We start from the raw sequence: 8,069 nt of genomic DNA, 5'->3' as shown, positions 1-8,069 counted from the left end.
CGGTGAGCGCGGTCGCCGCCGCGCGGGTCGCCCGCCGGGGCGGCGCACCGGTGCGCGACCCTCCCCGCCGCGCGGCGTGGCGCGGCAGCCCCGAGCTGCGGCACCGCACCCCGTGGTGCCGTCAGCGACCCACCCGCGGCAGCCGCGTGCTGCCCCGAGCCCGTCGCTGGAGGACAACGTGACCGTCTCCGACGCCCCGTCGATCCCGCGTCCCGCCCGACCGCCGCGCGACGCCCTGCGCATCGCGGTGGTCGCCCCGCCCTGGTTCGAGCTGCCGCCGCGCGGGTACGGCGGCATCGAGTCCGTCGTGGCCGACCTCGTCGACTCCCTGGCCGAGCGCGGCCACGAGGTGACGCTCGTGGGCTCCGGCCACCACCGCACCCGCGCCGCCCGCTTCGTGCGGGTGTTCGACGAACCCCCGTCCGAGCGCCTGGGGACCCCGGCGCCGGAGGTGATCCACGCCGCCGCCGCCGGTGCCGCCCTGGCCGAGCTGGACGTGGACGTCGTGCACGACCACAGCCTCGCCGGGCCGCTGCTGGCGCGCGGCCGCCGCGTGCCCACCGTCGTGACGATGCACGGGCCCGTCGACGGCGAGCAGGGCGAGTACTTCACCGCCCTGGGCGACAGCGTCGACGTCGTCGCCATCTCCGACGCGCAGCGGCGCCTGAACCCCGGCATCAACTGGGTGGGGCGCGTGCACAACGCGATCGACGTGTCGAGCTTCCCGTTCCGGGCCGACAAGGACGACCACGTCCTGTGGCTGGGCAGGTTCAGCCCCGACAAGGGCCCCCACCTGGCGATCGACGCCGCGCGCGCCGCCGGCCTGCGCATCGTGCTGGCGGGCAAGCGCAGCGAGCCGGCCGAGCGGGAGTTCTTCGAGCGGGAGGTCCGCCCGCGGCTGGGCGGCGACGCGGAGTACGTCGGCGAGGCCGACGCGGCCCTGAAGCGGGAACTGCTCGCGAGCGCCCGCGCGCTGGCGTTCCCGATCCAGTGGGAGGAACCCTTCGGCATGGTGATGATCGAGGCGATGGCCTGCGGCACACCGGTCGTGGCGCTGCCGCGCGGCAGCGTCCCGGAGGTCGTCGACCACGGCCGCAGCGGGCTGGTGGTGCGCGACCTCGCCGACTTCCCCGCCGCCCTGTCGCTGGCCGCCGACCTGGACCCGGCCGCCTGCCGCCGGCACGCGGAGCGGAACTTCGACCTGCCGGTGATGGCCGCCGGGTACGAGCGGCTGTTCCGCGCGATCGTCGAGGGGCAGCGCGGCGTGCGGGCCCTGACCGCCCCGCGCCCGTCGCTGCGCCGGCTGCGCGAGCGGGGGGTGTCGGCGTGACCGGTGCGACGGGAACCCCGCAGGAGCTCCCCCCGGCCTCGCCCGGCGGTGACGTCACCCTCGTCGAGGGCGCTTCGTTCTGCGTGAGCGACAGCACCGGCGACATGCGCCCGGACCGCCCGCACGGGGTGTTCTTCCAGGACACCCGCGTGGTGTCCGGCTGGCAGCTGCTGCTGGACGACGAACCGCTGCAGCCGCTGAGCGTGGCCGTGCCGGAGCCGTTCTCCGCGGTGTTCACCACGCGCGCCGCGCCGCGGCCGGGCCAGGCCGACGCCACGCTCGTGGTGCAGCGGCGCCGCATGGCCGCCGACGGGCTGCGCGAGGACGTCGTGGTGCGCAACCACGGCACCGAACCGGCCGGCATCACCCTGCACCTGTCGGTGGAGGCCGACTTCGCGGACCTCTTCGACGTCAAGGAGGGCCGGGTGGCCCGCCGCGCGCCCGTGCAGCGCAGCGGTCAGGGCGAGGACCTGGTGCTGGGGGTTTCGCGCGGCAGCCGCCGGCGCGGCGTGCGCGTGCACGGGCAGGGCGCCACCGCGCTGCCCGGCGCCCTGGTGTGGCGCGTGGTCGTCCCCGCGCACGGGGAGTGGTCCACCACGGTCGAGGTGCTGCCCTCCACCGAGGAGGGGGAGGTCGGCACGTCGTTCCCGCTGGACCGGCCGGTGGAGGCCGCCGCCCCCGCGCGGCGCATGCGCGACCGCCGCCGCGCCAGCCCGGACGTGGAGTGCGAGGACCCGGTGCTGGGGCAGGCGCTGCGGCGCAGCGTGCTGGACCTGGGGGCGCTGCGGATCGCCGACCCGCGCCGGCCGGGCGCCGACGTGGTGGCCGCCGGGGCGCCGTGGTTCATGGCGCTGTTCGGCCGCGACTCGCTGCTGACGAGCTGGCTGGCGCTGCCGTTCGACCCGGGCCTGGCGCTGGGGACCCTGCAGACCCTCGCCGACCACCAGGGCCGGCGCGTCGACCCGATGAGCGAGGAGGAACCCGGGCGGATCCTGCACGAGGTGCGGCTGGGGGTGGACGCCGACCGGGCGCTCGGCGGCAGCAGCGTGTACTACGGCAGCGTCGACGCCACCCCGCTGTTCGTCGTCGTCCTCGACGAGGTGGCCCGCTGGGGGGCGCCGCTGGAGGAGGTCCGGGCGCTGCTGCCGGCGGCGGACCGGGCGCTGGAGTGGGTCGAGCGGTACGGCGACCTGGACGGCGACGGTTTCGTGGAGTACCGGCGCAAGACGGACCGGGGCCTGCTGAACCAGGGCTGGAAGGACTCCTCCGACTCGATCTCCTTCTCCGACGGCCGGCTCGCCGAGGGGCCGATCGCCCTCGTGGAGGTCCAGGCGTACGTGTACGCGGCGCTCACCGCCCGCGCCCACCTGGCGTCCCTGGTGGGCGACGAGGCCGGTGCGCGCGGCTGGGAGGAGAAGGCGGAACGGTTCCGCCGCGCCGTCGACGAGGCGTTCTGGGTGCCCGGGCGCGGGTGCTACGCCCTGGCGCTGGACGGCCGCAAGGAGCAGGTGGACGCGCTGGCCTCGAACCAGGGCCACTGCCTGTGGGCCGGCCTGCCGGACCCCGACAAGGCCGCGCAGGTCGCCGAGCACCTGCTGTCCCCGGCGATGTTCAGCGGCTGGGGCATCCGGACCCTCGCGTCGACGGAGGGGCGCTACAACCCGGTCAGCTACCACAACGGTTCGGTGTGGCCGCACGACAACGCCCTGGCCGTGGCGGGTCTGGTCCGCTACGGGCACGTGGAGGCGGCGCAGCGGGTCGCGACCGGGCTGCTCGCGGCGAGCGCCTCCACGGGCGGTCGCCTGCCGGAGCTGTTCTGCGGTTTCGACCGCGCCGAGTCGCCGGTGCCGGTGCCGTACCCGACGTCCTGCTCGCCGCAGGCGTGGGCGGCCGCGACCCCGATCGGCCTGCTGACGGCGCTGCTGCGCCTGCGGGTGTGCGCCCCGCACGCCCGGGTCGAGAGCGACCCGGTGCTGCCGGCCTCGTGGGGCCGGGTGCGGGTGTCGGGCCTGACGGTGGGGGAGGAGCGCGTCGACGTGGACGGCGGGGGGCGGCTGCCCGCGCGGGAACCGGCGGCCAGCGCCGGGTGAAACCGTGCGCCGGTGCGGTCCGGCCCGGACCGCACCGGCGCGCCGGCCGGCGCCCCGCCCCGGGCCGGTCACGGTGTGCGTTGACAGCGTTGCAGACAGCCCCCTAGTTTCCCGAGCGCCACCGCAGCGGCGGCGCCGCTGCCCGAGCGAGGATGCTCAGACAGGGGACCAGATGCCTTCTCCCACCTTCACCCGACGCAGCGTCGTGCTGGCCGCCACCGCGGCCGGGGCGCTGGCGAGCACCGCGGCCGGTGCCACCGGCGCGGCGGCGGCGCCCCTCCGGCGCCCCGTCATCTCCACCGAGGCGTGGGGGAACCTGCCCGACGGCACCGCCGTCGAGCGGTACACCCTCGTCAACGGCGAGGTGACCGTGCGGATCCTCACCTACGGCGGGATCGTCCAGAGCCTGGAGTTCCCCGACGAGCGGGGGGACGTCGAGAACGTCGTCCTCGGGTTCGACGACCTCGAGGGGTACCTGGCGGGGAACAACCCCGGCCCGTACTTCGGTGCCCTCATCGGCCGCTACGGCAACCGCATCGCCGGGGGGAGGTTCACCCTCGACGGCGTCGAGCACCAGCTCCCGCTCAACGACGGGCAGAACTCCCTGCACGGCGGTGAGGACTCGTTCGACAAGCGGGTGTGGGACGCCGAGGCGCTGCCCGGTGACCAGGTCGTGGGGCTGCGGCTGACCCTGGTCAGCCCGGACGGCGACCAGGGCTACCCCGGCACGCTCACCGCCGAGGTCACGTACACCCTGGACCGCTTCGCGCAGCTCACGGTGGACTACTCCGCCACCACCGACGCCGCCACCGTCGTGAACCTCACGAACCACACGTACTGGAACCTCCGGGGCGAGGGCACCGGGACGATCTACGACCACGAGCTGACGATCCACGCCGACGCCTACACGCCCGTGGACTCCACCCTCATCCCCACCGGTGAGATCGACGCCGTGGCGGGGACGCCGATGGACTTCCGCGACCCCACCGCCGTGGGTGCGCGCATCCGCCAGCCGTTCCAGCAGATCCTGTTCGGGCAGGGCTACGACCACAACTGGGTGCTGGACCGTGAGACGGCGGACGAGCTGGAGGAGGCCGCGACCCTGCACGACCCGGCGAGCGGTCGCACCCTGACGATCTCCACGACCGAGCCGGGCCTGCAGTTCTACTCCGGCAACTTCCTCGACGGCACCCTGGTGGGCACGTCGGGCTCGGTGTACCGGCAGGGCGACGGGCTGGCGCTGGAGACGCAGCACTTCCCCGACTCCCCGAACCAGCCGACGTTCCCCTCCACGGTGCTGCGCCCCGGCGAGGAGTACCGCAGCACGACGGTGTTCGCGCTCTCGCGCTGAGCCGACTGGTCCCCGCGGCGCCGCCGCGCCGCGGGGACGCGCGTGCACCACCCTCCTCGCTCCCGGCCGCCCCCCCTGCGGCGCGGGCGGGAATGCCCCGCCCGCGCCGGGGGTTCACCAGGGCGAGCGCCCACCCCCGCGCCGGGGGAGGGTCGTCGTCCCGTCGTGCGAGAGGTCGTCCCCCATGTCCGTGCCGCTGTCCGTCCTCGACCTGGCCCACATCGCCCCCGGGCGGTCCGCCGGAGACAGCATCGCGGGCAGCGTCGCCCTGGCCCAGCAGGCCGAGCGGTACGGGTACCGGCGCGTCTGGTACGCCGAGCACCACAGCATGCCGACGATCGCCTCGTCCGCGCCGGCGGTGCTCATCGCCCACGTCGCCGCGCACACCAGCACCATCCGCCTCGGTGCCGGCGGCGTCATGCTCCCCAACCACTCGCCGCTGACGATCGCCGAGCAGTTCGGCACGCTGGACGCGATGCACCCCGGCCGCATCGACCTCGGCCTCGGCCGCGCCCCCGGTTCGGACGAGCGCACCACGTACGCGCTGCGCCGCGACCCCTCCTCCGCCGAGAGCTTCCCGCAGGACGTGCAGGAGCTGCGCGCCTACCTCGCCGGCGAGTCCCGCGTCCCCGGGGTCCAGGCCGTCCCGGGCGCCGGTTCCCGCGTCCCGCTGTTCATCCTGGGTTCCTCGCTGTTCGGCGCGAAGCTCGCCGCCGCCCTGGGCCTGCCGTACGCCTTCGCCTCCCACTTCGCGCCGCAGGCCCTGGAGGCGGCCGTCGCCACCTACCGGCGTGAGTTCCGCCCCTCGGAGGACCTCGACGCCCCGCACGTCATCGCCGGGGTGAACGTCGTCGCCGCCGACACGACCGAGCGCGCGCAGCAGACGTTCGAGCACGTGCGCCGCACGTTCGCGCAGTCGCTGTTCGGGCGCGGGCGCACGTTCACCGAGGCGGAGGTGGACGCGCTGATGTCCTCGGCCGCCGGGATGCACGTGGAGTCCATGCTGTCCTGCTCGGCCGTGGGGACCCCGGCGCAGGTGCGCGAGCAGATCGAGGAGTTCCGTCGACGCGCCGACGCCGACGAGCTCATCGTCGCCCACCAGGCCCGCGACACCGAGGAGCGGCTGCGTTCCGTGGAACTGCTCGCCGAGGCCGTGGAGCTCACCCCGACCGCCTGAACCCCCGGCCGAGGGTGAACCGTTCGCCCACCGGCCACCCGGGGTTCGCCCTGCGGGAACCTGGCCGCAGCAGGCTGCGGACCCGCCGGTGGACGACCGCCGGTGCTCCCACGCGCCCCGGAGGCAGCCCGTACACGCAGGTCCCGCAGTCCCTCGTCCCGTCAGCCGTCGCAACGTGCTGACCCTGGCGCTGGCCGGTTCTGCCGCGACCGTGCTGCCCCTCGGCCGGGCGCGGTCGGCGTTCGCGGGGACCGCACCCAGCGGTGCGCTGCTGCCGTTCGTCGAGCACTACACGACGAACGTCGCGGAGAACACCACGCCGTGGACGAACGCCGCGGTGCGGATCCTGTCCGGTTTCGACGACCTGTGGGAGACCGGCCCCACCTGGGACACCGGCCGCGTCCTGGACCGCGCGGTGCTGCGCGCCAACGTGCAGCACGTCGTCGACGTCACGCGCGCGCGCACCGACGAGGAGGCCAAGACCGCCTTCGTCCACGACCGCCAGCACCAGAGCTACGCCGTCACCGCCGGCCTCGGCCCCCTCGCGGAGCTGTACCGGGAGGGGGCGCAGGCCGTCACCGGCATCACCGAGGGCCCCGACGGAACCCCGCCGGAGAAGGTCAGCGACGAGCTGCCGGCCGACGCGCCCGCCGGCTCGGCCCTCGGCGCCGGCTCGGAGACCTCCGAGCTGGGGTTCGTCGCGCAGCTCGTGAACGCGGTGCGCGGCCCGTACGCCTCCAGCAACCCCAGCAAGAACGCCTACCAGTACCCGCGGCCGTGGCGCCTGGACGCCGACAGCGAGGTCGTCCCGACCGGGGCGGTCGACGAGTTCGGGTTCCCCGTCTACGTCTCCGACGTCGTGGTCGCCCCGCAGCTGCTGCGCCAGCGCGGTGAGGACCCGGCCGACGACGGCGGATTCCCCAGCGGCCACACCAACGCCTTCCACCTGGCCGCCCTCGCCCTGGCCCACGCGGTGCCCGAGCGGTTCCAGGAGCTCGTCGCCTGCGCCTTCGAGCTGTCCGACAGCCGCATCGTCACCGGCATGCACTCCCCGCTGGACGTCATCGGCGGCCGGGTCCTGGCCACCGCGCTGGCCGCGGCGGCGCTGCACGACCCCGCCAACGCCGTGCTGAAGCAGGCCGCCCGCGAGCAGGCGGCCGCCTGGTTCCAGGAGCGCACCGGCACCGACGCCACCGGCCTCGTCGCGTTCGCCCGCTCCGGGGACGGGCAGGACCCGTGGAGCGACCGCGAGGCGAACCGCGAGCTCGTGCAGCAGTACCTGACCTACGGTTTCCAGCGCACCGGCCCGAGCACCCCGATGGTGGTGCCGCAGGGTGCCGAGGTGCTGCTGGAGACCCGCCTGCCCTACCTCGGCGCCGCCCAGCGCCGGGAGGTGCTGCGCACCACCGCGCTGCCCGCCGGGTACCCGGTGCTGGACGGCCCGGAGCTGTGGGGACGGCTGGACCTGTTCACCGCCGCCGACGGCTACGGCCGCTTCGACACCAGCGTGGTCGTCGACATGGACGCCGCCGCGGGCGGTTTCTCCGCGGCCGACGCGTGGCGCAACGACATCACCGGTCGCGGCGACCTCGTCAAGCGCGGTTCCGGGGAACTGGTCCTCAGCGGGGACAACTCCTTCACGGGCGGCACCCGCGTGGCCGGCGGCACCCTCGTCGCGGCCTCGCCGAGCGCGCTGGGCCGCGGGGACGTCACCGTCGCCGCGGGTGCGCTGCGCGTCGCCGCCGGGTGCGGTGCGCAGGTGCGCGGCGAGTGGTCCCAGGCCGCCGGTGCGGTCCTGGACGTGGCGCCCGCCACGGGTGGCGAGGTACCGCTGCAGGTGCGCGGCACCGCCGTGCTGGACGACGGCGCCGTGCTGCGGATCGACCCCGCTGCCGCCGGCGGCTGGGCCGTCGGCGAGGAGCGCCCGGTGCTGCGCGCCCGCCGCGTGCGGGGCGGCTTCGCGGCGGTGGAGGTCGCCGGCGGTGGCCGCGCCGAGCTGGTCCCCACCCGCGACGGCGTCTCGGTCCGCCTGCTCGCCACCGCCTGACCCCCGGCCCCGGCTCCGGGCGCCCCGCCCCCCACACCCGCGGTGATCAAGGAAGTTGCAACTTCCTTGATCAC

The 8,069-nt window shown here is 75.6% G+C and carries 5 protein-coding genes; all 5 read left to right on the top strand.

Annotated elements, in window-relative coordinates:
* The first annotated feature begins 178 nt into the window (after positions 1-178).
* Positions 179-1,330, top strand: a complete 1,152-nt coding sequence (locus tag ACRYM0_RS19680; RefSeq protein ID WP_432507544.1) for a glycosyltransferase family 4 protein — start codon at positions 179-181, stop codon at positions 1,328-1,330.
* Positions 1,327-3,420 (top strand): amylo-alpha-1,6-glucosidase, encoded by a 2,094-nt coding sequence (locus tag ACRYM0_RS19675; RefSeq protein WP_432507543.1) that lies wholly within the window; start codon positions 1,327-1,329, stop codon positions 3,418-3,420. The genes ACRYM0_RS19680 and ACRYM0_RS19675 overlap by 4 nt, the downstream gene beginning before the upstream one ends.
* 172 nt (positions 3,421-3,592) lie before the next feature.
* The gene (locus ACRYM0_RS19670; protein ID WP_432507542.1) at positions 3,593-4,771 is read left to right on the top strand and encodes an aldose epimerase family protein; all 1,179 of its coding nucleotides are present in this window, start codon (positions 3,593-3,595) and stop codon (positions 4,769-4,771) included.
* A gap of 184 nt (positions 4,772-4,955) precedes the next feature.
* A complete protein-coding gene (locus ACRYM0_RS19665; protein ID WP_432507541.1) occupies positions 4,956-5,948 on the top strand; it encodes an LLM class flavin-dependent oxidoreductase in 993 nt (330 codons plus the stop codon).
* 175 nt (positions 5,949-6,123) lie between these two features.
* Entirely contained in the window at positions 6,124-7,995 is a 1,872-nt protein-coding gene (locus ACRYM0_RS19660) for a phosphatase PAP2 family protein (protein ID WP_432507540.1), read from the top strand.
* Positions 7,996-8,069 lie beyond the last annotated feature (74 nt).

The organism is Kineococcus arenarius subsp. arenarius (assembly GCF_050871845.1).
GTDB lineage: Bacteria > Actinomycetota > Actinomycetes > Actinomycetales > Kineococcaceae > Kineococcus.
This window is presented reverse-complemented; position numbering and strand designations above follow the sequence as displayed.